This window comes from Streptomyces sp. NPDC097617, assembly GCF_044761485.1.
Lineage (GTDB): Bacteria > Actinomycetota > Actinomycetes > Streptomycetales > Streptomycetaceae > Streptomyces.
This window is the reverse complement of the sequence record NZ_JBIWCL010000003.1, coordinates 1-21,955: the sequence shown is the minus strand read 5'-3', so window position 1 is coordinate 21,955 and position 21,955 is coordinate 1. Positions and strand designations below refer to the sequence as shown.

21 protein-coding genes and 1 rRNA gene are annotated in these 21,955 nt (G+C 72.2%); 5 read left to right on the top strand and 17 right to left on the bottom strand.

What is annotated here, in order from left to right:
- The first annotated feature begins 145 nt into the window (after window positions 1-145).
- Complete coding sequence (locus tag ACIQZO_RS06350; RefSeq protein WP_403620995.1) at window positions 146-514, top strand: hypothetical protein; 369 nt, start codon at window positions 146-148, stop codon at window positions 512-514.
- 12 nt (window positions 515-526) lie between these two features.
- Here the strand turns inward: ACIQZO_RS06350 and hemB are convergent, their stop codons facing one another.
- The gene (gene hemB, locus ACIQZO_RS06345; RefSeq protein ID WP_403620992.1) at window positions 527-1,528 is read right to left on the bottom strand and encodes a porphobilinogen synthase; all 1,002 of its coding nucleotides are present in this window, start codon (window positions 1,526-1,528) and stop codon (window positions 527-529) included.
- Between the two features lie 137 nt (window positions 1,529-1,665).
- A complete protein-coding gene (locus ACIQZO_RS06340) occupies window positions 1,666-2,718 on the bottom strand; it encodes a saccharopine dehydrogenase NADP-binding domain-containing protein (RefSeq protein ID WP_403620989.1) in 1,053 nt (350 codons plus the stop codon).
- Between the two features lie 134 nt (window positions 2,719-2,852).
- Between ACIQZO_RS06340 and ACIQZO_RS06335 the strand changes: the two genes are divergently transcribed.
- Entirely contained in the window at window positions 2,853-3,803 is a 951-nt protein-coding gene (locus tag ACIQZO_RS06335) for a GlxA family transcriptional regulator (RefSeq protein ID WP_403620988.1), read from the top strand.
- Between the two features lie 13 nt (window positions 3,804-3,816).
- On the opposite strand, the gene ACIQZO_RS06330 is transcribed toward ACIQZO_RS06335, so the two are convergent.
- From ACIQZO_RS06330 to ACIQZO_RS06305, 6 genes are all read right to left on the bottom strand, one after another.
- On the bottom strand, window positions 3,817-5,157 hold the full coding sequence (locus ACIQZO_RS06330; protein ID WP_403620985.1) for a HEAT repeat domain-containing protein: 1,341 nt from the start codon (window positions 5,155-5,157) through the stop codon (window positions 3,817-3,819).
- Between the two features lie 154 nt (window positions 5,158-5,311).
- Entirely contained in the window at window positions 5,312-6,979 is a 1,668-nt protein-coding gene (locus ACIQZO_RS06325; RefSeq protein WP_403620982.1) for a uroporphyrinogen-III synthase, read from the bottom strand.
- Window positions 6,976-7,944: a hydroxymethylbilane synthase gene (gene hemC / locus ACIQZO_RS06320; protein WP_403620979.1), complete on the bottom strand. Its 969-nt coding sequence runs from the start codon at window positions 7,942-7,944 to the stop codon at window positions 6,976-6,978. Before hemC ends, ACIQZO_RS06325 begins: the two co-directional genes overlap by 4 nt.
- Window positions 7,941-9,683 (bottom strand): glutamyl-tRNA reductase, encoded by a 1,743-nt coding sequence (locus ACIQZO_RS06315; RefSeq protein ID WP_403620976.1) that lies wholly within the window; start codon window positions 9,681-9,683, stop codon window positions 7,941-7,943. Before ACIQZO_RS06315 ends, hemC begins: the two co-directional genes overlap by 4 nt.
- Complete coding sequence (locus tag ACIQZO_RS06310; protein ID WP_403620973.1) at window positions 9,680-10,486, bottom strand: redox-sensing transcriptional repressor Rex; 807 nt, start codon at window positions 10,484-10,486, stop codon at window positions 9,680-9,682. Before ACIQZO_RS06310 ends, ACIQZO_RS06315 begins: the two co-directional genes overlap by 4 nt.
- Before the next feature lie 272 nt (window positions 10,487-10,758).
- Window positions 10,759-11,037, bottom strand: a complete 279-nt coding sequence (locus ACIQZO_RS06305; RefSeq protein WP_403620970.1) for a glutaredoxin family protein — start codon at window positions 11,035-11,037, stop codon at window positions 10,759-10,761.
- A 106-nt stretch (window positions 11,038-11,143) separates the two neighbouring features.
- On the opposite strand from ACIQZO_RS06305, the gene ACIQZO_RS06300 reads away from it, so the two are divergent.
- The 3 genes from ACIQZO_RS06300 (at window position 11,144) to ACIQZO_RS06290 (ending at window position 14,704) form a co-directional block, all read left to right on the top strand.
- Window positions 11,144-12,118, top strand: a complete 975-nt coding sequence (locus ACIQZO_RS06300) for an HAD family hydrolase (RefSeq protein WP_403620967.1) — start codon at window positions 11,144-11,146, stop codon at window positions 12,116-12,118.
- A gap of 360 nt (window positions 12,119-12,478) precedes the next feature.
- Entirely contained in the window at window positions 12,479-13,273 is a 795-nt protein-coding gene (locus ACIQZO_RS06295) for an ECF subfamily RNA polymerase sigma factor, BldN family (RefSeq protein ID WP_403620964.1), read from the top strand.
- Between the two features lie 225 nt (window positions 13,274-13,498).
- Window positions 13,499-14,704, top strand: coding sequence for a DUF5667 domain-containing protein (locus tag ACIQZO_RS06290; RefSeq protein WP_403620961.1), 1,206 nt, complete (start codon window positions 13,499-13,501; stop codon window positions 14,702-14,704).
- 47 nt (window positions 14,705-14,751) lie between these two features.
- Here ACIQZO_RS06290 and ACIQZO_RS06285 read toward each other — a convergent pair whose 3' ends face one another.
- From ACIQZO_RS06285 to rrf, 9 genes are all read right to left on the bottom strand, one after another.
- Complete coding sequence (locus ACIQZO_RS06285) at window positions 14,752-15,732, bottom strand: lysophospholipid acyltransferase family protein (RefSeq protein WP_403620959.1); 981 nt, start codon at window positions 15,730-15,732, stop codon at window positions 14,752-14,754.
- Window positions 15,732-16,817 carry an NAD-dependent epimerase/dehydratase family protein gene (locus ACIQZO_RS06280; RefSeq protein WP_403620956.1) on the bottom strand — a complete coding sequence of 362 codons (1,086 nt, stop codon included), beginning with the start codon at window positions 16,815-16,817 and terminating at the stop codon, window positions 15,732-15,734. The genes ACIQZO_RS06285 and ACIQZO_RS06280 overlap by 1 nt, the downstream gene beginning before the upstream one ends.
- 95 nt (window positions 16,818-16,912) lie before the next feature.
- The gene (locus tag ACIQZO_RS06275) at window positions 16,913-17,011 is read right to left on the bottom strand and encodes a 30S ribosomal protein bS22 (RefSeq protein WP_003948845.1); all 99 of its coding nucleotides are present in this window, start codon (window positions 17,009-17,011) and stop codon (window positions 16,913-16,915) included.
- A gap of 142 nt (window positions 17,012-17,153) precedes the next feature.
- Window positions 17,154-17,363: a helix-turn-helix domain-containing protein gene (locus ACIQZO_RS06270; protein WP_008738568.1), complete on the bottom strand. Its 210-nt coding sequence runs from the start codon at window positions 17,361-17,363 to the stop codon at window positions 17,154-17,156.
- Window positions 17,364-17,477: 114 nt separating this feature from the next.
- Window positions 17,478-18,308: a phosphatase gene (locus tag ACIQZO_RS06265; protein WP_403620953.1), complete on the bottom strand. Its 831-nt coding sequence runs from the start codon at window positions 18,306-18,308 to the stop codon at window positions 17,478-17,480.
- 116 nt (window positions 18,309-18,424) lie between these two features.
- Window positions 18,425-19,573: an acetoin utilization protein AcuC gene (locus ACIQZO_RS06260; protein ID WP_403622085.1), complete on the bottom strand. Its 1,149-nt coding sequence runs from the start codon at window positions 19,571-19,573 to the stop codon at window positions 18,425-18,427.
- On the bottom strand, window positions 19,545-20,783 hold the full coding sequence (locus ACIQZO_RS06255; RefSeq protein WP_403620950.1) for an MFS transporter: 1,239 nt from the start codon (window positions 20,781-20,783) through the stop codon (window positions 19,545-19,547). Before ACIQZO_RS06255 ends, ACIQZO_RS06260 begins: the two co-directional genes overlap by 29 nt.
- Before the next feature lie 43 nt (window positions 20,784-20,826).
- A complete protein-coding gene (locus ACIQZO_RS06250) occupies window positions 20,827-21,492 on the bottom strand; it encodes an HAD family hydrolase (RefSeq protein ID WP_403620947.1) in 666 nt (221 codons plus the stop codon).
- A gap of 206 nt (window positions 21,493-21,698) precedes the next feature.
- Window positions 21,699-21,815, bottom strand: a 5S ribosomal RNA gene (gene rrf / locus ACIQZO_RS06245).
- Window positions 21,816-21,955 lie beyond the last annotated feature (140 nt).

Sequence of the window (21,955 nt, the reverse complement as noted above, 5' to 3'; positions counted from 1 at the left end):
CGCCATGACAGCACGACCCGTTCCGCCCCAGGGCGGCGTGCCCCGACACCACGGTCGGAGTACGCCGCCCGTCGGCGTTGCGACCCACCCCGACCTGAGTACTCGCACTCATGTGGCCATTCCGGCACGCCGGTTGACTGGCCGCATGACGCACACGCAGCTCCACACGCGGCTCCCCGATACCGCGCGCCCACCGCGTGCGTTCGTCGCGCCGCTCCTCGCCACCCTGCTGACACTGCCCATGGCGGCCGTCGCGTTCTTCTTCGTCGGAATCTCCCCGATGGCCTGCGACTCCTGCGGCACCGGGGCGAGCGACCGGTTCGACGCCTCCTACCAGGTCGCCTTCCCCGTCTTCGGGTTCGGCCTGCTGGTGGCGCTGGCCGCACTCGTCGCCGCGTGGGCGCTGCCCCGGCAGCGGCGGTACACCGCCGCCGGGGTGTGGCTCGCCGTGAGCGCCCCGGCCGCCGTCGTCCTCGACCTCATCGTCTTCCACGGCCTCGTCGACCGGCCGTAACGACCGCAGTCGTCAGCGCGTCTCGCGCAGCCAGCCCGCGACCTCGGTCGCCCAGTACGTGAGGATCGTGTCGGCGCCCGCCCGCTTGATGCCCAGCAGGGTCTCCAGGATCGCCCGCTCGCGCTCGATCCAGCCCTTCTCCGCCGCCGCCTCGATCATCGCGAACTCGCCGCTGATCTGGTACGCCGCCACCGGTACGTCCACCGCCTGCGCGACCCGGTACAGGATGTCGAGGTAGGGACCGGCCGGCTTGACCATCACCATGTCCGCGCCCTCCTCCAGGTCGAGGGCGAGCTCCCGCAGCGACTCCCGGGCGTTCGCCGGGTCCTGCTGGTACGTCTTGCGGTCGCCCTGCAGCGAGGAGGCGACGGCCTCGCGGAAGGGACCGTAGAAGGCGGAGGTGTACTTCGCCGTGTACGCGAGGATCGAGACGTCCTCGTGCCCGGTCTCGTCCAGCGCGTCACGGATGACGCCGACCTGCCCGTCCATCATCCCGCTGGGTCCGACCACGTGGACGCCCGCGTCCGCCTGGACCTGCGCCATCTCCGCGTACCGCTCCAGCGTCGCGTCGTTGTCGACGCGCCCGTGCTCGTCCAGCACACCGCAGTGGCCGTGGTCCGTGTACTCGTCCAGGCACAGGTCCGACATGATCACCAGGTCGTCCCCGACCTCGGCCTTCACATCGCGGATCGCGACCTGCAGGATCCCGTCCGGCTCGGTGCCCGCCGTACCCAGCGCGTCCTTGTTCTCGTCGGCCGGGACACCGAACAGCATGATCCCCGAGACCCCGGCCCGGGCCGCCTCCACGGCGGCCTTCCGCAGCGTGTCCCGGGTGTGCTGCACGACGCCCGGCATCGCGGAGATCGCCAGGGGCTCGCTGATGCCCTCCCGGACGAACGCCGGGAGGATCAGGTCCGAGGGGTGCAGCCGGTTCTCCGCGACCATCCGCCGCATCGCCGGGGTGGTGCGCAGCCGGCGGGGCCGCGAACCGGGGAAGGATCCGTACGCGCTCATCTTCAGTCGCCTCTTCGAGCATCGACAGCAGTCCGGACCAGGGTAGAGCCCGGCACCCCCGTGCCCGGGCTCCACCCGTCCCCGCACCGCCGGCCGGGCCGCACCCGCGCCGGCCCGCCCGCACCCCCGCCGGACGGTCAGTGCGCGATCTCCACCGACAGGTACGGGGCCAGCGCCCGCAGGAAGTCCGGCGCGTCGAACATCGCGGCGGCCGAGGCCACACCCGTCGTCCGGGCGCGCCCGGACAGCAGCCGCTCGACGGCCTCGACCGCCAGCGGCGCCGTGACCGCGTAGATGTCGCGGCCCCGGGCCGTGGCCCGGCGCTCGATGCCGCCCGCGCGGACCAGGACGTCGACCACGAAGGTCTGGTCCGAGCGGCCGAGGTCGTCGACCGCCTCCGGCGCCGGCGTGTCCGCCCCGGCCAGGTCCCGCGCGGCCTCCGCGGCCATGTACGTACGCACCTCGGGCACGGCCACGTGGCTGGGCACGGTGACGACATCGGCCATGGTGAACTCCGCGATCACCGTCCGCCGGCCCAGCGGCTCGGGGAAGTCCCACTCCTGCTGCGCCAGTTGATCGTCGTGGTACTGCAGCGCACCGTCCGTGAACCGCACCCGGCGGCCCGCCCGGCGCTCGTGGGACACCTCGCCGGCCACCCGCGTGCCCTCCGTGGGCCGCCAGCTGCTCAGCCCGTACGCGACGTGCACCTCGTCCGCCGCCGTCCACCCGCCCATGGCCGCGCTCACCAGCAGGTCGCCCAGGCCCCCGTAGAAGGCCATGGCCGGCACCACGGGCACCTCGGCCTTGCGGGCCGCCTCCGCGTGGTCGGCGAACATCGCCGCGTTCGCCTCGATCTCCGCCGCGACGTCCACGTACGGGATCCCCGCGCGCAGCGCCGCCTCGACGACCGGGCCGCCCGTCACCGCGAACGGTCCGGCGGCGTTGACGACGGCCGCCGCTCCGGCGAGGGCCCGGTCCAGGGAGGCCGGGTCGTCCACGGTGGCCGGGCGGACGAGCACGTCCGCGCCGCCCTCGGCCGCCAGCGCCTCCAACCGGTCCGCGTCCCGGCCGGAGACGACGGTGGCGATGCCGCGCCTGCGCAGCTCGGCGACGATGAAACGACCGGTGTGTCCCGTCGCCCCGTAGACCACCACCGCGCCCGCCGTACCCGCCGTACCCCTCGTGCTCATCGCTGTCCCCGTCCCCTGCGTTGCCTGCGTCCGCTGCGGCCCGTACGCCCTGTGCGGCTCGATGGACCCAGTCTCGAGGCGGGCCGGCCCCGACCGTGATGGTCCGGAACGACATCACCCGTACACTTTCGGACATGCCCACCGTCGCCCTGGCGGCCGCCGGCCGCATGCTGCACTTCGAGCTGGCCGTGGCCTACGAGATCTTCGGCAATCCCCCGCCCGACGCCCCGCAGGGCTGGTACGACGTCCTGCTCTGCGGCCCCGGCCCGGTGCGCGTCGGCCCCTTCACCGTCGAGCCCGACCACGGGCTGGATCGCCTGGCCCGGGCCGACACCGTGATCGTGCCCGCCTGCGCCGATGTCGACGAGCCGCCGCCGCCCGAGCTGGTCGAGGCCGTGCGCGCGGCCCATGCGGCGGGCGCCCGCGTCGCCTCCCTGTGCACCGGGGCCTTCGTCCTCGGCGCCGCGGGCCTGCTCGACGGGCGCCGGGCCACCACGCACTGGGCGCACGCCGCGGAACTGAGCGCACGCCATCCGCGGGCCGAGGTCGACGCCGACGTCCTCTACACCGACAACGGCAGCCTGCTCACGGCCGCGGGCAAGGCCGCCGCCGTGGACCTGTGCCTGCACCTGATCCACCTCGACCACGGCGCCGCCGTCGCCAACGCCATCGCCCGCCGCCTCGTCATGGCCCCCCACCGGACCGGCGGCCAGGCCCAGTTCGTGACCACCCCGGTCCAGGCCACGGGCGGCGACCACCAGCTCGCCGATGTGCTCGCCTGGGCCCAGCAGCGCCTGGACCGGCCGCTGACCGTCACCGACATGGCGCGCCGGGCCAGTACGAGCCCCCGCCACCTGGGGCGGCAGTTCCGGGCGGTCACCGGACAGACCCCGCTGCAATGGCTGCTGACCCAGCGCGTACGCCGCGCCCAGGAGCTGCTGGAGGCCACCGACGAGACCGTCGAGGCGGTCGCCGTCGCCACCGGCATGGGCACCGCCACCACCCTGCGGCGCCAGTTCAAACGGGTCGTCGGCGTCCCGCCCGACACCTACCGCCGCACGTTCCGCACCGCGAACCCCACCTGACCGGCGCGCCGCCTCACCGATCGGGTTCGTTCCTGAACCTCCACCGCCACAGGCCGTCGGCCCGGGGGTCTTCGGCGAGCTCCGCACCCAGCGGGCCCACCTTCTCGTACGCCTCCGGCGTGCGCGGGTGGTCCCGGCAGGCCAGCGCGAAGGCGGCGCTGAGCCGTTCGTCCTGCTCGTCGGCGTCGAGGAGCTCCACCAGCGCCCCCGTGACGGCCGGCGAGCGGTCGCGTCCCGACCTGACGGAGTACGCGGCCCGCTCCCGCACCTGCGGGCGCTCGTCCCGGAGCAGGGCGAGCAGCACCTCGCGGTCCTCCTCCACGTCGCAGTCCAGCACCTCCGCCGCCCGCGACCGCACCGCGCCGTCCGGGTCCCGGCCGAGGCGGCGCACCACCCGTGCCGTCTCCGGGTCCCCCGGCGCCTCGAACATCCACGGCACCCGGCGGCGCACGCGGGGGTCCGGGTGTCCGGCGTACCGCAGGCCGAACGCCCGCGCCTGCGCAGGGCACGCGTCGCCCAGCAGGCGGAGCACCATCGCCAGCACCCCGGCGTCCGGTTCCACCGCCGCCCAGCCGGGGAGCAGCTCGGCGAGCCGCTCCCCGTACCAGCGGTGGTGCGGGAACGAGCCGGCCATCAGCGCGCCCATGCTCAGGAAGTCGGCGACGAACGCCCGGTACGCCGGTGCCGGGTGCCGGTGGAAGTCCACCACCGCACCCCAGGTTTCGGCGCTCTGCCGCAACAGGAGGATCCACCGGGCCGCGGCCCGGTCAACGTGCTCCCCGCCCCCGTCCCCGCCCCCGTCCCCGTCGGCCTGCCGCACGGCCCGGGCCACCAGTTCCCCGACCGGCGGCAGGATCCGCAGATCCGACTCCAGGAGGGTCAGGATCGCGCCGTGCCCGTCCCGTACGGTCCGCCCGCCGAGGGTGACCTCCCGGATCAGGCCGGACTCCCCGACCCGCACGATCTCGCTCCGTGCCGGTCCGTCCGCCCCCGTCAGCCGCCGCAGCTCCGCCTCCGCACCGGCCTCGTACCACCGCCGGGCGGCAGCGAGTGGCCGCTCGCGATCCCGCATCGGTGCGGCGCCGCGCACCGCCTCCCACACCGCCGGGGAGCCGCCCGCGACGGCCCGCAGCAGCGGGGTCGTCCCGTCCGGGAGCGGCCGGTCCGGGTCCGCGCCGGCCGCCACCAGCACCTCGGCGGTCTCCGCCGCGTACGCCGCGACCGCCGCGCACAGCACCGGCAGCCCGTCCCCGCCCGCCGCGTCCGGGTCCGCGCCCTCTGCCAGCAGGGCCCGTGCCGTCTCCGCGTCACCCGCCGCCACCGCGTGCGCCAGCCGGGCGTCCATCTCCGTCATCCGTCCCCCCTCGTCACGGCGGTGATCCTCGCCGGGACCAGGCGGACCGACAACCGGATTCCGCCCGGGCCGGACATGGGGAAGGGGCCCGGATGCGATCGCACCCGAGCCCCTTCCCGGTGTCCTGCGGCGGGGCAGGGCCCGCCTAAGCCGCTCACGTCGTACGACGCCGCCGCGCCCCCGGCCGTCGCTCGCTCGGCCGGAACACCGTCTCGCCGGCCTCCTTGGCCGCCTCGCGGCGCGCCGCACCGTACTCGGCGAGGGCCTCCGCCAGCTTCGAGACCGACGGCTCCGGGGACAGCACGTCCACGCGCAGCCCGTGCTCCTCCGCCGTCTTGGCCGTCGCCGGCCCGATACAGGCGATGACGGTCACGTTGTGCGGCTTCCCGGCGATCCCGACCAGGTTGCGGACCGTGGACGAGGACGTGAAGAGCACGGCGTCGAAGCCGCCGCCCTTGATCGCCTCACGCGTGTCCGCCGGCGGCGGCGACGCGCGCACCGTCCGGTAGGCGGTGACGTCGTCGACTTCCCACCCGAGCTCGATCAGCCCGGCGACCAGCGTCTCGGTCGCGATGTCGGCACGCGGCAGGAACACCCGGTCGATCGGGTCGAAGACCGGGTCGTAGGGCGGCCAGTCCTCCAGCAGTCCGGCGGCGGACTGCTCACCGCTGGGCACCAGGTCCGGCTTCACGCCGAACTCCACGAGCGCGGCGGCGGTCTGCTCGCCCACCGCGGCGACCTTGATGCCCGCGAAGGCGCGCGCGTCGAGCCCGTACTCCTCGAACTTCTCGCGGACGGCCTTCACGGCGTTGACCGAGGTGAAGGCGATCCACTCGTAGCGGCCCGTCACCAGGCCCTTGACCGCGCGCTCCATCTGCTGCGGGGTGCGCGGCGGCTCCACGGCGATGGTCGGCACCTCGTGGGGCACCGCGCCGTAGGAACGCAGCTGGTCGGAGAGCGAAGCGGCCTGCTCCTTGGTGCGCGGTACGAGCACCCGCCAGCCGAACAGCGGCTTCGACTCGAACCAGGACAGGTCCTCGCGCCGCGCGGCGGCGCTGTGCTCACCGACCACGGCTATGACGGGCCGGGCGCCCTCGGGCGAGGGGAGCACCTTGCCCTGCTTGAAGACCTGGGCGATCGTGCCCAGCGTCGCGCACCAGGTCCGCTGCCGCGTGGTGGTACCGGCGACGGTCACGGTCAGCGGGGTGTCGGGCTTGCGGCCGGCGCTCACCAGCTCGGCGGCGGCCGCCGAGACGGTCTCCAGCGTCGCGGACACGACGAGGGTGCCGTCGCTGGCGCCCGCCTCGCTCCAGCAGCGCGCCGAGGCGGTCCTCGCGTCGACGAACCGCACGTCCGCGCCCTGCTTGTCGCGCAGCGGGACACCGGCGTACGCGGGTACGCCCACCGCCGTCGCGATACCGGGCACCACCTCGAAGGGGATGCCGGCGGTGGCGCAGACGAGCATCTCCTCGGCGGCGTTGCCGTCGAGGCCGGGGTCGCCCGTGACGGCACGCACGACCCGCCTGCCGGAGCGTGCGGCCTCCATGACAAGATTGGCCGCGTCCCGGATTACCGGGACCCCGGCGGCTGCTGACACTTCGTCAGCAATCGTCAGCTGCGGCGTGTCGACATTCGCGCGCGCATGCGTCCGTACGACCTCGAGCACCTCGGGCTCCGCGATCAGTACGTCCGCGGCGGCGAGCGCCTCGACGGCGCGCAGCGTCAGCAGGCCCGGGTCACCCGGGCCGGCACCGAGGAAGGTGACCCGTCCGTGGGCGGCGACGGCCGGATAGGCGGAGGTGGTCGGAATTGAGGGGTTCAAAGCGATCGCTCCCCCATCAGACCGGCCGCGCCCTTGGCCAGCATCTCGTCCGCGAGTTCGCGGCCGAGCGCCATGGCCTCGTCGTACGACTGGGGCACGGGACCGGTGGTGGACAGCTGCACCAGCGTGGTGCCGTCGAGGGTTCCGACGACGCCGCGCAGGCGCATCTCATTGACAATCTCCCCGTCCGCCAGCAGGTCGGCGAACGCGCCCACAGGTGCGCTGCAACCGGCCTCCAGGGCGGCGAGCAGGGAACGCTCGGCGGTCACGGCGGCCCGGGTGTGCGGGTCGTCGAGTTCGCCGAGCGCGGCGACGAGGTCCGTGTCGGACGCGAGGCACTCCACGGCCAGGGCGCCCTGGCCGGGAGCCGGCAGGACGCTGTCGACGGACAGCAGGTCGGTCGCTTCGTCACCGCGACCGATCCGGTTCAGCCCGGCGGCCGCCAGGGCGACCGCGTCCAGCTCACCGTCGCGGACGAAACCGATCCGGGTGTCGACGTTGCCGCGGATCGGCACCGTCTCGATCCGCTTGCCGAGCGACAGCGCCAGGTGGTTGAGCTGGGCGGTGCGCCGCGGCGACCCGGTACCGATCCGGGCACCGTCGGGCAGCTGCTCGAAGGTCAGACCGTCCCGGGCGACGAGCGCGTCCCGCGCGTCCTCGCGGCGCGGCATGGCCGCGATCACCAGGTCGTCGGGCTGCGCGGTCGGCAGGTCCTTCAGCGAGTGCACGGCGAAGTCGACCTCACCGCGCAGCAGCGCGTCGCGCAGGGCCGTGACGAACACGCCCGTCCCACCGATCTGCGAGAGGTGCTCGCGCGAGACGTCGCCGTAGGTCGTGATCTCCACGAGCTCGACGGCCCGGCCGGTGACGGCCCGTACCGCGTCGGCGACGTGCCCCGACTGGGACATGGCCAGCTTGCTCCGCCGCGTACCGAGCCGCAGCGGCTGGTCGGGACGTGTGTTCATGATGCCCGTCCTGGGTCGTCGTCGTTCATCGGATCGGCCGCGTCCGCCCGGCTGACGGAAGCAACCGTCTGAGGGTCGAGGTCGAAGAGTTCGCGCAGCGCTTCCGCGTACCCGGCGCCGCCGGGCTCGCTCGCCAGCTGCTTGACGCGCACGGTCGGCGCGTGGAGGAGCTTGTCCACGACGCGGCGCACGGTCTGGGTGACCTCGGCGCGCTGCCGTTCGTCGAGGTCGGGCACCCGCCCGTCGAGCCGCGCCACTTCCATGGCCACGACCTCGGCCGCCATGGCCCGCAGGGCGACCACGGTGGGCGTGATGTGCGCGGCCCGCTGCGCCGCCCCGAAGGCCGCCACTTCCTGGGCGACTATCCCGCGTACGGCGTCGACGTCGGCCGCCATCGGGGCGTCGGCGGACGCCTCCGCGAGCGACTCGATGTCCACGAGCCGTACGCCCGGGATCCGGTGCACGGCCGCGTCGATGTCCCTGGGCATGGCCAGGTCGAGCAGCGCGAGGCGTACGACGGCCGGGTCGGCCTTCGTACGGGTGCTCCTGCGGGGCTGCCGCTGAGCGGCGGCCTCGCCCTGGTCGGCCCAGGTCCCGTGCAGCTCGAGGGAGCTGGCGTCGACGCCGGTCAGCGCGGAGCGCCCGTCCGGCCCGACGGGACACCCGTCGGGCTCGACGGCACCGGAGATGGTCCGCACGGCCCCGGCATCGGCGAGCCGGCCGTGTGTCTGCACGGCGGCGGCCAGGCGGGCCACGACATCGGCCGAATCCAGCCCCGCCCGGGGGCCCCTCCCAGCGGTAGCTGGGGGAGTTTGAGGCGCGGAGGTCCGGGGGCGGAGCCCCTGGGGGGCCTGGGGCGCAGCCCCGGCCTCGTCCCGCTCGGCCGGCGCGAGCCCACCCGCGCCCCAGGACACGGCGGCGAGCACGTCGTCGGCGCTCAGCACGAGCCCCGTCGCACCCGTGCAGGACACCACCAGGTCGACTCGTGTCAGCTCATCCGCGACCCGCGCCATCGGCACGGCCACGGCCGACACCCCGGTGCCCGAGGCAACCAGAATCTCCGCCAGCCGCTCCGCCCGGTCCGCGGTCCGGTTCGCCACGACGATCTCCGCGACACCGACCCGCGCCAGCGTCGCCGCGGCCAGCGAGGACATCGACCCGGCGCCGATCACCAGCGCCCGCTTGCCGGCGGCCCACTCGCCCACCGGCACGTGCACGGCCAGCTGCTCCAGCCCGAAGGTCACCAGCGACTGCCCGGCCCGGTCGATCCCGGTCTCGGAGTGCGCCCGCTTGCCGACCCGCAGCGCCTGCTGGAAGAGGTCGTTGATCAGCCGGCCGGCGGTGTGCAGCTCCTGCCCCAGCGCCAGCGCGTCCTTGATCTGGCCGAGGATCTGCCCCTCACCCACGACCATCGAGTCCAGTCCGCACGCCACCGAGAACAGGTGGTGCACCGCCCGGTCCTCGTAGTGCACGTACAGGTACGGGGTGAGCTCCTCGAGCCCCACCCCGCTGTGCTGCGCGAGCAGCGTGGACAGCTCGGCGACGCCGGCGTGGAACTTGTCCACGTCCGCGTACAGCTCGATCCGGTTGCAGGTGGCCAGCACGGCCGCCTCGGTCGCCGGTTCGGCGGCGAGGGTGTCGTGCAGCAGCTTCACCTTGGCATCGACGGACAGGGAGGCCCGCTCCAGCACGCTCACGGGCGCGCTGCGGTGGCTCAGCCCTACGACGAGCAGACTCATGCCGGCATCACCGCCGGCACGTCGCCCTCGGGCCCGCCCTTGCGCGTCTCGGCGGTGCTGCGCCCGGCCGGCGCCGCCACGGCCGCGGCGGGGGCTGCGCCGCCCACGGAGGAGCCGCCGGCGGCAGCGGCGGCCGCTTCCTCACCGGCCTTGCGCTGCTCGTGGAAGGCGAGGATCTGGAGCTCGATGGAGAGGTCGACCTTGCGCACGTCCACGCCCTCGGGCACGGACAGCACGGTGGGCGCGAAGTTCAGGATGGAAGTGACACCGGCCGCGATCAGCCGCTCGCTGACCTGCTGCGCCGCACCCGCGGGGGTCGCGATCACGCCGATCGAGACGCCGTTCTCCTCGATGATCTTCTCCAGATCATCGGTGTGCTGCACGGACATGCCGGCGACCGGCTTGCCGGCCATGGCCGGGTCGGCGTCGATGAGGGCCGCGACACGGAAGCCGCGCGCGGAGAAGCCGCCGTAGTTGGCGAGGGCGGCGCCGAGGTTACCGATACCGACGATGACGACCGGCCAGTCCTGGGTCAGGCCGAGCTCGCGGGAGATCTGGTAGACGAGGTACTCGACGTCGTAGCCGACGCCGCGGGTCCCGTAGGAACCGAGGTACGAGAAGTCCTTGCGCAGCTTCGCGGAGTTGACTCCGGCGGCGGCCGCGAGCTCCTCGGAGGACACCGTGGGCACCGATCGCTCGGAGAGCGCGGTGAGGGCGCGCAAGTACAGCGGAAGCCGGGCGACAGTGGCCTCGGGAATACCTCGGCTGCGGGTCGCCGGTCGGTGAGTTCGGCCAGTTGCCACGATGCTCCTGCGGGATGAGCGGGGCTGCAGGCGGCCACTTGTCCCAGGACCGCCCCGTCGACAGCAGGCTATGCCTTTGTGAACGCGTGCACAAAGATTGTGTCCGCTTTGTCCGACCAAAGTGACCGGGGTCACGCGACTCGGGCGCGGAGAGACGGAACCGGCGGCACGCCGAACCCGTTCAAATCCCAAAGGGGGCAAAGCCGTGCACACTCCTCACAGATACGCCCCGAGACCCCACAAATCGCCCATGATGGTAACCGGGAAGAGGGTCAGCCCTCCAACGCCCGCCGGAGCCGGTCGGGGTTCACCCTCCAGAAGGTGTGCTGTTCGCCGTCAACGAGCACCACCGGAATCTGCTCCCAGTGCAACCGGTAGAGCTCCTCGTCCTGCGAGATGTCCTTCTTCTCCCACTGCGCACCCGTCTCGGCGCACACCTGGGCCACCACCACCTCCGCCTCGTCGCACAGGTGGCACCCCGGCTTCCCGATCAGCGTCACCACCCGCTCCCCGGGACGCTTCTTTTCCTTACGGCGCAACAAAGGGCTCATGCCGCCATTCTCCCGCGCCCTCGCGTAACAGGAGCGCCCCGAAGAGTTCACGCCTGCGCATCCCATCGGTTCGGGAACTCCCGAACACAGTGGCTATGCTCGCGTCATGGCCGCTCTCGGATGGCTCCCCCCTCGTCGGCGCTCCGCCACCGCACTCAGCGTGCTGGCGGGCGAGGCCTCGGCCGAGGCCGCCCGCAAGACCGCCCTGGCCGGGGCCGAACCGCCCACCGAACCCGAAACGGAACCGGGAACCCTCACCGAAGAGGGCCCCGAACCGACCCCGGAAGAGCCCGCCTTCCCGGTCGCCGGTGACGATCTCGCCGCCGCCTTCTTCGACCTCGACAACACCGTCATGCAGGGCGCCGCGATCTTCCACTTCGGCCGCGGCCTCTACAAGCGCGAGTTCTTCCGGCGCCGTGAACTCGCCCGCTTCGCCTGGCAGCAGGCCTGGTTCCGGCTCGCCGGGGTCGAGGACCCCGAGCACATGCAGGACGCCCGCGACAGCGCCCTGTCCATCGTCAAGGGCCACAGGGTCTCCGAGCTGATGTCGATCGGCGAGGAGATCTACGACGAGTACATGGCCGAGCGGATCTGGCCGGGCACCCGCGCCCTGGCCCAGGCCCACCTCGACGCCGGCCAGAAGGTGTGGCTGGTCACGGCCGCCCCCGTGGAGACCGCCACGATCATCGCCCGCCGCCTCGGCCTGACCGGGGCCCTGGGCACCGTCGCCGAGTCCGTCGACGGGATCTACACCGGGCGCCTGGTCGGCGAGCCGCTGCACGGCCCCGCGAAGGCCGAGGCCGTCCGCGCCCTGGCGGCCGCCGAGGGACTCGATCTCGAACGCTGCGCCGCGTACAGCGATTCGCACAACGACATTCCGATGCTGTCACTGGTCGGACATCCGTACGCGATCAATCCCGACACAAAACTGCGCAAGCATGCCCGGACCAACGACTGGCGGCTGCGCGACTATCGGACCGGCCGCAAGGCCGTGAAGGTCGGCGTCCCGGCGGCCGCCGGCGTCGGCGCGATCGCGGGCGGCGCGGCCGCCGCCATCGCCCTGCACCGTCGCCGCAAGTAACAACACCAGGCCCGGGGCCCGCGCGTCCCGGGCCCACCGGCGCTCCGGCCCCGACACGGGCATTCGCTCACTTCTACCCGCGCCCTCCGCGCGGCACTCCGGCATGCCCGGCTCGGTCGTGAGCCCCCTTGGAAGCGTCCATTCCGCGTATCCAAGTGATCAAGAATCGATCACCATCTGCGACTGAATATGCCCTCGACACGCAACAGAAGTGTCGGAACCGGTGATTTGAGCAACTGGGTGTAGCACTGCCTGTACGAAGCGTTATTCTCCTCAAACGCATGCCACCGGCCATCTGTCGCCACGACGGGTGAACGGTCCCGCACTGCACGTGATGGAAGCTCTGCCTCTGGGAGTCCCGTGTACCCACCTGTCGGGGTTGACGCCTCGGGCCTGGCTCAGCTGCGCGATACGGTCCTCGACCACCTGCGCGGCTTCGTCCCCACCGCGTACGCAATCCCCGCCTTCGCCGCCGCGGTCCCTGCCGGCCTCGGCCCGGCCGGTCCTTGCTATGCCCTGACCGACGGCGGCGCGACGGTGGGCAGACGAGGTCGCGCCGCCGGCACCGCCACCCAGGCCACCCACCGCCGCCCCACGGCGGACAGCGACCAGGCCCGCATGATGGACCTGGTCGAACGCGCCCAGGCGGGCGAGGCCGACGCCTTCGGCCGCCTGTACGACCAGTACAGCGACACGGTCTACCGGTACATCTACTACCGCGTCGGCGGCAAGGCGACCGCGGAGGACCTCACCAGCGAGACGTTCCTGCGCGCCCTGCGCCGGATCTCCACCTTCACCTGGCAGGGCCGCGACTTCGGCGCCTGGCTCGTGACGATCGCCCGGAACCTGGTGGCGGACCACTTCAAGTCCAGCCGCTTCCGGCTGGAGGTCACCACCGGCGAGATGCTCGACGCGAACGAGGTCGAGCGCAGCCCCGAGGACTCCGTCCTGGAGTCCCTCTCCAACGCGGCCCTGCTGGAGGCCGTGCGCAAACTCAATCCGCAGCAGCAGGAGTGCGTGACCCTGCGCTTCCTGCAGGGCCTCTCGGTCGCCGAGACGGCCCGGGTGATGGGGAAGAACGAGGGCGCCATCAAGACGCTCCAGTACCGGGCGGTCCGCACCCTGGCCCGCCTCCTCCCCGAAGACGCCCGCTGACCCTCCGACACACAACCTCACATTCGGTGACCCCTCGATGACGCTGTGGTCAGATCATCCTTCGTCCGTAACCCAAGTGCCGCGACGCTCGTTGTGCGGAATGCAGGCTCCCTGTGGACACGCTTTGCCCGAAGCCGCTCACCCGAAAGTGTGGACGTGCTCAAGGAAGGCAACCTTCCGGACACCTTGGGGAGTCGATCGTCATGACGAGAGGAGGTGCCGCCAGTGATCGCGAACGTAACCCCGCACCGGCGGGCGAACGCCTTCGCCCAGGCCCTGGAGGATCGGACCCCGTCCGACCTTCCGGAACCGGACTCGGCGGCCGAGCAGTCCGAGGCACCTGCCGAACCTGCCGACCACGACCGATTGTTGGCCCTGGCGAGCGTGCTCGGCGAAAGAATGCCGCGCCCAGTGCTGGACCCCGAGGTCAAAGTGGTGCAAAGAGCCCAGCTCATTGCCGCCATGGAGGCCATGGTGCTGGAGGAGAGGGCCGGGGGCGGTGCCGCCTCGGACCCTCAGGTGCCCGAACAGCGGACCGGCCGCGGCGCCCACCGGGCGACCCCGCTCGGGAAATTGCGGCCCCGCTCCCGCTGGTCCAAGGGCATCGCAGCGGGCGGCCTCACCGTAGGTGTGGCGGCAGGGGCCTTCAGCGGAGTGGCCGCTGCCAGTACCGACGCCCTGCCCGGTGACCACCTCTACCCCGTGAAGCGGGGCATGGAGGACCTGAAGCTGGGGATGGCCGACGACGACGCGGACCGGGGCGAGCTCTATCTCGACCAGGCCTCCAGTCGCCTGTCGGAAGCCCGCAGGCTGATGGAGCGGGGCCGGCTGGGCGACCTGGACCACGAGTCCCTGGGCGCCATCCGCCGGGCGCTGTCGGGCATGAAGCACGACGCGGAGGCAGGCCACCGCCTCCTCCAGGCCGCGTACGAACGGGACGGCTCGCTCGGCCCGATCCAGAAGCTGTCGTCGTTCTCCCGCTCCCACCGCGACGCATGGGGCAAGCTCCGCGAGAAGCTCCCGGCACAGCTCACGGACGTGGGCGGTGAGGTGGAGTCGGTCTTCCAGGCCATAGACGAAGACGTGGCGCCGCTCCAGAGCCTGCTCCCCAAGCCCCCGGAGCAGTCCCGCGGTACGGGCGGCACCCCCGGCTCGTCCCCCAGGACGGGCAGCACCAGCGGCACGCAGCATTCCGCTCCGGCCGCCGGCACGCCCTCCGGCAGTCCCGCGACGCCGTCTCCCTCGGGCAGCTCCCGGACACCCGCCGGTGGCCTCCTGGGCGGTACGGGCGACCTGCTCAACCCGCCCGCGGGACAGTCGGCCCCGCCGGCTTCGGGCTCCTCCGAGAACCCGAAGCCGGACATCACCATCCCGCCCCTGCTCCCGGGTCTCCTCCCGGGCCTGGGCCTGGGCACGGAGGACGCCGAGTAGGAGGAAGGGCGGGGCTGCCCAGGCAGCCCCGCCCTTTCCGGCACGCCTCAGAAGAACACGGACCGCCGCTGCACCAGCAGCTTGTAGAGCGTGTGCTGGATCTGCTCCCGCACCTGGTCCGTGAGGTTGAACATCAGCATCGGATCCTCCGCCGCCTCCGCGGCGTACCCGTCCGTCGGGATCGGCTCGCCGAACTGGATCGTCCACTTCGTCGGCAGCGGCAGCGCCCCGAGCGGCCCCAGCCACGGGAACGTCGGCGTGATCGGGAAGTACGGGATCCCCAGCAGCCGCGCCAGCGTCTTCGCGTTGCCGACCATGGGGTAGATCTCCTCCGCCCCCACGATCGAGCACGGCACGATCGGCGTCCCCGCCCGCAGCGCCGTCGACACGAAGCCGCCCCGCCCGAACCGCTGCAGCTTGTACCGGTCCCCGAACGGCTTCCCTATCCCCTTGAAGCCCTCCGGCATCACACCGACCAGCTCGCCGGCCTCCAGCAGCCGTTGCGCGTCCTCCGCGCACGCCAGGGTGTGCCCCGCCTTGCGGGCCAGCTCGTTGACCACGGGCAGCATGAACACCAGGTCCGCCGCCAGCAGTCGCAGGTGCCGCTCCGCCGGGTGGTGGTCGTGCACGGCGACCTGGAGCATCAGCCCGTCCAGCGGCAGCGTCCCGGAGTGGTTCGCGACGATCAGCGCGCCGCCCTCCGCCGGGATGTTCTCGACGCCCTTGACCTCGACCCGGAAGTACTTGTCGAACAGCGGCCGCATCAGGGACATCAGGACCTGGTCCGTCAGTTCCTTGTCGTAGCCGAAGTCGTCGACCTCGTAGTCCCCGGTGACCCGCCGCCGCAGGAACGCCAGCCCGCCGGCGATCCGCCGGTCCCAGCCGTCGCCGGGCGCCGCGGGCGGAGCCGGCTCGGGAGCCGCCGGCGGCTCCACCACCGGGTCGGCGGCGGGCACCGCCCGCACCCTGCGGGGGATCCGCCGCCGCGGCCGGTCCTCGTCGAAGGGAATGACCTTGGCGTCCGCCACTATCGCTTCGCTCCTTCAGCCGCGTAGGCGTCGTCCTTGAGCCCGTCGAGCCCATCTGCGTCCAGCATGGCCGCCACCCGGTCCACGGCCCGCGCGACCCGCTCCGGCGGCAGCAGCCCGGTCCCCCGGCTCCGCGCGAAGTCCGCGAAGGTCTCCGCGGTCGTGTAGAGCGGCTCGAAGCCGAGCACTTCACGCATCTGCGTGGTCTCCACGACCCGGCCGTGGGTGAGCAGCCTTATCTGCTCCGGCGAGAAGTCGCTGGCTCCCACCGCCCGCAGCGCGGAGCCCACCCAGTTCAACGCGGGCAGCAGCAGCGGCAGCGTGGGCCTCCCGAGCCGCCGCGAGCACTGCGACAGCAGCAGCACGCCGTCACCCGCGATGTTGAAGGTCCCGCTGTTCAATGTCCCGCGCCTCGGCTCCTGCGCCGCCAGCCGCAGCACTTCGAGGACATCGTCCTCGTGCACGAACTGCAGCCGCGGGTCGTACCCCAGCACGGTCGGCATCACCGGGATCGAGAAGTATTCGGCGAGCGCCGAGTCGGCGTAGGGCCCCAGGATGTTCGCGAACCGCAGCACGCACACCGCGACGTCCGGGCGTCTGCGCGCGAAGCCCCGTACGTAGCCCTCGACCTCGGCGGCGTCCTTCGCGAAGCCGCCCGCCGGCAGCGATTTCGGTTCCGTGGTCTCGGTGAAGACGGCCGGATCCCGGGAGGTGCCGCCGTACACACTGGTACTGGACTTCACCACGAGCCGTCGGACCGTCGGCGACTTCTGGCAGGCCCCGAGGAGCTGCATGGTCCCGATGACGTTCGTTTCCTTGACGGTGCTGTGCGCGCCGCCCGTGCCCGCGCTGCCTCCGGTGACCGCCAGATGCACCACCGTGTCCACGGCGTGCTCGGCCAGCACCCGGGCGATCGCCGACTGTCTGATGTCCGTACGGACGAACTCCGCCGATCCGAGCCGGTGCGGCGGTGTCACCGCGTCCACCGCGATCACCCGCTCGACGTCCGGGTCACGCTGGATCCGGCGCACGAAGCGGCCGCCCAACTGCCTGGCTGCCCCGGTGACGAGTACGACCTTCCCCACGAGCTCAGCGCCTCCCTCGAAGAAGTCCCCCGGCTGCACCGCAGCCCCTCCACCAGGATGGTGGAGGGGCTGCGGAGAACACGTACAGCTGCCGTTTACTTCTTGTTACGGCGCTGGACGCGGGTGCGCTTGAGCAGCTTGCGGTGCTTCTTCTTAGCCATCCGCTTGCGCCGCTTCTTAATAACAGAGCCCACGACTACCCTCGCTCACTTCTCTTCACTGGTGCGGGGCGTCTGGGCCCACACGACCTACGTCGGCCTAGCCTACCCGCCCGAGCTCTGAGCTTGTAATCCGAGCGCTTCCGCGTTGTAGCCAGGGGCGTCCCGAGCCTCAGTCTCAGGCCGACTCCACCCCCACATAGGACTCTCGGAGGTACTCGTGAACCGCGTTCTCGGGGACCCGGAAGGACCGGCCCACCCGGATTGCGGGCAGATGACCGTTGTGCACCAGGCGGTACACGGTCATCTTCGACACTCGCATCACCGAGGCGACCTCCGCCACGGTCAGGAACTGAACCTCACTGAGAGGCCTCTCGCCAGCAGCCATGACACACCTTGACCTTCCGCGCATGACGGGCACCGGCTTCCCCTCCGGTTACTCCTCGTCGTCGCACGCTCACTCCCCAGAGTAGGGGCGCGTGATACGAGTGGGGAAGAGGAGCTACGGCCACTCCTGCCGACCCGTCAGACTCGCGCGGCCCAACACGTACCGCGCAAGCGGTCGGTAGTAGTCCGCTCGCACCGCGTCATCAAGTGGAACGGCCACCGAGACCCGCCCCTCGGCCTCCCCGACGAACAGCGCCGGATCATCCGTATCGGCCAGCCCGATCGCCTCCACACCCAGCTGACCTGCACCGCAGACCCACCCGTGGTCCCCCACCACCAGCTCCGGCAACGGCCCGCCGGCCTCCGCGAGGGCCCCCAGCGCCACCCGAACCGGCAGTGGCGAATGGGTGTGCACGCCGGTCGCACTCCCCGGCACCCGCACGCCGGGTTCCCGCACCAGTGCGACCCCCCGTACGTATTCGATGCTGTGCGTGCGTACGCCGAACCGGGTCGCCATGTCGACACGCACCCCCTGCGCCGGGGTGAGGACAACACATCCCGCCGCCGACAACGCCTCGGCCAATCCGGCGTAGAAGCCCAGGAGCCGATGCGGGTGACCCGTCCCGAACAGCACGGGCGAGCGCGAGCGCGCCGCCTCGCACAGCCGCCTCGCGAAGGCCTCCAGTGCCGCCACCGTGCGCTCCGGATCGATCACGTCCGGCCCGCTGACGTGCGCGGGGTCCGCCGAGACCCCGCACTTGTCCGCCATCAGCCTCAGCAGATCACCCTCGCCCCAGCCCCACTCCGGATCCAGCCCCAGCATCACCCGCGGATCCCGCGCCGCGAACAGCCGGTAACTGCGCAGGCTCTCCTCCCGGGAGGTGGCGACGGGCCCGGCCAACCGGGCGGCCAGCAGATGCGCACGCAGCGCGCCGGTGCTCAACACCCTCCGATGCTGCCGCAACACATCTGGCGGGTCATCAATTCCGGCGAACAGCCCCACAGTTGGCGTAACGATGCACCGCAACCGCCGCAACGGCCGCCCCCGTGTCGACCCAGCCGTCAGGTCAGCATTCCGCGCAGCGGGAAGACCGCCCGCCGGGTCGCCAGAACGGCTTGATCCGTCCGGTCCGCCGGATCGTAGCCCGCCTCCCAGTCCGGCCACGACGCCGTTCGCCCGTCCGTCATCCGGGCCGGCGCCGACTGGCGCGTCCGCGCGTACACCTCGTCCCGCCACGACGCCGGCACCGCCGAATCCGGATCCACCGGCCGGTGCGCCGCGATCCCCACCAGATGCGTCCACGACCGCGGCACGACGTCCACCACCGCGTACCCGCCCCCGCCCAGCGCCAGCCACCGCCCGTCCGCGTACTCGTGCGCGAGCCGGTGACAGGACTCCTGGACCGCCCGCTGGGCGTCCAGCGAGACCGCCAGGTGCGCCAGCGGGTCCTCGAAGTGCGTATCGGCCCCGTGCTGGGTCACCAGCACCTGCGGCCGGAAGTCCGCCAGCAGCTCCGGCACCACCGCGTGGAAGGCCCGCAGCCACCCCTCGTCCCCGGTCCCGGCGGGCAGTGCGATGTTCACCGCCGACCCTTCCGCCTCCGGACCACCGGTCTCCTCCGGCCAGCCCGTCTGCGGGAACAGCGTCCGCGGGTGTTCGTGCATCGAGACGGTCAGCACCCGCGGATCGTCCCAGAAGGCCGCCTGCACGCCGTCCCCGTGGTGGACGTCCACATCCACGTACGCGACCCGCTCGGCCCCCAGCTCCAGCAGCCGCGCCACCGCCAGCGAAGCGTCGTTGTACACGCAGAAACCGGCCGCACCGCCCGGCATGGCGTGGTGCAGCCCGCCCGCGAAGTTCACCGCGTGCTCGGCCTCACCGCTCCAGATCGCCTCGGCACCCGCCACGGACTGCCCGGCGATCAGCGCGGACGCCTCGTGCATCCCGTGGAACGCCGGATCGTCCATGGTCCCCAGCCCGTACGAACCGTCCGCGGCCCCCGGATCCTCGGACACCTCGCGCACCGCGGCGACGTAGTCCTCCCGGTGGACCAGCCGCAGCGTCGAGTCCCCGGCCGCCGGGGCCGCCCGTACCTCCATGGCCCGGTCCAGCCCGAAGGCACGCACCAGGCCCATGGTCAGCGCCAGGCGCACCGGGTCCATCGGATGGCTCGGTCCGAAGTCATACCTCGTTACCGCCTCGTCCCACATCAACAGCCCGGTCACCGGCTCGCCGCTCATGCCGCACACCGTATCGGGCGGGCTCGGAGCCGAACGAGCGGGCTTGGAACAAGGTCACCAGGACCAGAGCCATCGGCACCAGCATCGCGCCCCGGTAGCTCCAGGCATCACCGACCGCCCCGACGAGCGGGGACCCGATCAGGAAGCCGACGTAGTTGAAGATGTTCAGCCGTGCGACGGCCGTGTCGGACGCCCCCGGGAACAGTCGTCCCGCGGCGGCGAAGGTCTGCGGCACGATCACGCACAGCCCGATCCCCAGCAGCGTGAAGCCGAGCATCCCCACCCACGCCCCCGGCGCCGCGGCCACCACCGCGAACCCGGCGGCCGCCACCAGCGTCCCGGCCCGCACCACGGCCGCTGCCCCGAAGCGCCGCACGCCGAGGTCCCCGACGGCCCGCCCGACGAGAGTGGTCACCATGTAGACGTTGTAGGGGACGGTCGCCATCTGCTCCGAGCTCCCGAGCACGTCCTGGAGGTACTTGGCACTCCAGTTCGCCACCGTCGAGTCCCCGATGTACGCGCACGCCATCACCAGGCAGAGCGGCAGCAGCAGCTTGAACCCGCCGGCCCCCAGCCCCTTCTCGGCGGTCTCCCCCGCCCCCGTCCCGTCCGGCCCCGTCCCGTCGACGTAGCGCCGGCTCGCCAGCAGCGCGAGCGGCAGCAGCACGACCACGGCCGGCAGATAGCTGACGAACAGGTCCAACTGCCAGTGCGCCCCCGCCCACGCGGCCGACGCCCCCAGGATCCCGCCCAGGCTGTACGCGGCGTGGAAGCCCAGCATGATGCTCCGCCCGTACGCCCGCTGCAGGCTGACCCCGAGCATGTTCATCGAGGCGTCCAGCGCCCCCACCGACAACCCGAACGCCCCCAGGGCCACCGCCACGTGCCACATCTGGCCGCCGGCCGCGACACCCAGCAGCGACAGCAGCACCAGCGGCTGCGCCCACCGCAGTACGACGCTGGGCGCGACCCGCTTCACCAGATGCTCGGTGGCCACGCTCGACGCCCCCGCGAGGACCGGCACGGCCGCGAGGAAGGCGGGCAGCAGGCCGTCGGATATCCCGTACCGGTCCTGGATGGCCGGGATCCGCGTCACGAGCAACGCGAAGGCGACACCTTGCACGAAGAAACTGAACCCCAGAGCGCCGCGGCCACGCCGCAGCCGCACATCATCCGTCATGGCGGGTCAGCGTAGGGCCACGGGCTACCCGTGGGTAGAGAGATCACATACCGAGTCCGGCCTCCAGCCCGAGCAGTCCGGTGAGCTGCTTCATGTCACCGAAGTACCCGGTGGCCCCGGGGAGCCGGTCGGCGGGCAGCATCGCCGTGAACGCGTACACGTCCATGCCTGCGGCCGCCGCGGCCTGGACCCCGAGCGGACTGTCCTCGATGACCACGCAGCGGGCGGGCTCCACACCCATCTGCCGCGCCGCGTGCACGTACAGATCGGGAGAGGGCTTGCCCTGGCCGACGTCCTGCGCGCTGAAGATCCACTCCTCCTCGAACCACCCGTCGAGCCCGGCCACCCGGTGTCCGACCCGGATCCGCTCGTGGCTTCCGGAGGAGGCCAGGCAGTACCCGACCCCTTGAGCGGTCAGCGCCCCCAGCACCTCCTCGACGCCGGGGACGGGCTTCAGCTCCTGCTCGAACGCGGCGACGGTCCGCGCGTGCAGCGTCTCGTCGAAGTCGGCCGGCAGCTGCTGCCCGGTCCGCTCCACGACGAGGTCGTGCACCCGGTGCACGGCGGACCCCATGTAGTCGCGGACCGACTCCTCGTAGGTGGTCGGGTGCCCCAGCTCGGTCAGGTACCCGGCGAGGACACTGTTGGCGAGCGGCTCGCTGTCCACCAGCACGCCGTCGTTGTCGAAGATGACGAGGTCGTAGCCCATACCCCCACACTACGAACTAAAGGGACGTAGAGCCCGTCTCGCCGGGCCGCTGACGACGCATCACCGGACTGCTGCGGCCATTCGGACGACAGGCGGGAAGCGTGAGCCATGAGGCGTACGGGGGCAGGCCGGCCGATCCGGGCCGTAAACGCAGAAAAGCCCCGCACCGAGCCCATAAGGGCTGGTGCGGGGCTTCCGCAATAATTGTTCGGCGGCGTCCTACTCTCCCACAGGGTCCCCCCTGCAGTACCATCGGCGCTGAAAGGCTTAGCTTCCGGGTTCGAAATGTAACCGGGCGTTTCCCTAACGCTATGACCACCGAAACACTATGAAATTTGAACGCTGGCATTAACACAGCTGTTCGTTATTTCAGAACTAACACAGTGGACGCGAGCAACTGAGGACAAGCCCTCGGCCTATTAGTACCAGTCAGCTTCACCCGTTACCGGGCTTCCACATCTGG